Source organism: Helicobacter bizzozeronii (assembly GCF_900196775.1).
GTDB lineage: Bacteria > Campylobacterota > Campylobacteria > Campylobacterales > Helicobacteraceae > Helicobacter > Helicobacter bizzozeronii.
Map to the genome: position 1 here is coordinate 1 of NZ_FZLB01000119.1, position 1697 is coordinate 1697.

General features: G+C 46.9%; 2 protein-coding genes. Both read left to right on the forward strand.

The features are described 5' to 3' along the window. Positions 1-1491, forward strand: a 1491-nt coding sequence (gene yidC, locus C5684_RS08995) for a membrane protein insertase YidC (RefSeq protein WP_104640095.1), incomplete at its 5' end; no start/stop codon positions are given. Position 1492: 1 nt separating this feature from the next. After that, the coding region (locus C5684_RS09000; protein ID WP_104640096.1) for a Jag N-terminal domain-containing protein at positions 1493-1697 on the forward strand (205 nt) is incomplete at its 3' end.

Here is a 1697-nt window from a genome sequence, read left to right on the forward strand (position 1 = left end):
CATAACGCCAATATCCAAGCCCCCAACGCCACAAGCCCCATCATTGCACGGGTGCAATCCCCAGAGGTGGAGATTGAGATTGACAACTTAGGGCGTATCGCCCAAGTGTATTTGAAAAATAAAAAATTCATCGCCCCCAAACAAGAGGATTTGATCGATCACCTCAAACGCCTCTTTGGCTTTAACCCCAAGCCCCTAGAACCCCTAAGCAAACTCCCCTTACTAGGCATAGATGCTTTAAAACCCCTAGAACTCAGATTTGTAGATACAACACTCAATCAAGAAGCCTTCAAGCAAAGCTACCATGCTTCCACCAGCACCCTTGAGATCGATAAACATGCTAAGACCCTCACGCTCACCCAAGAGCTCCCCCAATTAGAGCTCAAAAAAATCCTCACCTTTTACCCCAACTTGACCTATGATCTCAAAATTGAGATCACGCCCAAAGCGGGGTTGCTCAATAGCGCCTATGTGCTCTCCAATGGCTCACGCCCTGTGGCCGATGCGGACGGATATGCCTTCCATGGCGTGCTTTTAGGCACTCAAGATGACAAATTAGAAAAGCTTGAGGATGGCAAAGTCAAGCAAACCCAATCCTTCCACAACCTCGCCTTTATTGCCAGCGTGGATCGCTACTACACCTCGCTTTTTTTTGGCAAAAACCTCAATGCCTTAGTGGATAGCCAAGCAGGCAGTAAAAACCCCCTCCCCTTTCTCTCTTTTAGTGGCAACACCCAACTACATGGCTATATTGGACCCAAAGATCACCGCCTCTTAAAACAGATTGCCCCGGAACTAGGCGATGTGGTAGAATATGGAATCATCACCTTTTTTGCCCGCCCCGTGTTTTTGCTCTTGGATTATCTGTATAACTACACCCACAACTGGGGCTGGGCGATTATCTTACTGACCTTGATTGTGCGCATCATCCTCTACCCGCTCAGCTATAAGGGCATGGTGAGCATGCAAAAGATCAAGGATTTAACACCCAAGATGAAAGAGATTCAAGAAAAATACAAGGGCGATCCGCAAAAAATGCAAATGCACCTGATGCAACTTTACAAAAAGCATGGGGCTAACCCTTTGGGGGGGTGTTTGCCCTTGCTCTTGCAAATCCCGGTCTTTTTTGCCATTTACCGCGTTTTGTATAACGCCGTAGAACTCAAAAGTGCGGGCTGGATTTTGTGGATTCACGATCTCTCTGTGATGGACCCTTATTTGATCTTGCCCTTGCTAATGGGTCTGTCCATGTATGCCCACCAAGTCATCACGCCCAGCACCATCACCGACCCCACACAAGCCAAGATTTTTAAACTCTTGCCCGTCTTTTTCACCCTCTTTCTCATCACCTTCCCGGCTGGGCTGGTGCTCTATTGGACGATCAACAATATTTTTTCCATTATCCAACAATGGATCATCAACCAAATTTTAGAGAAACGCAAAACCCAGCAAATCGAAGAACACAAACCCACCGCCACTAATAAGGGCTAATATGAAAACCATCCATGCAAAAACCCTAGAAGAAGCGATCATCAAAGCCTCTTCAGAGTTGGGCTGTTCGGTGTTGGACTTGCAATATGAGGTGATCCAAGCCCCTAGCAAGGGCTTTTTAGGTTTTGGCAAAAAAGAAGCCATCATTGAAGTTTGTATCAAAGAAAAACCCAAACCCCCACCACCCCCCCCCAGCCTCTCATACA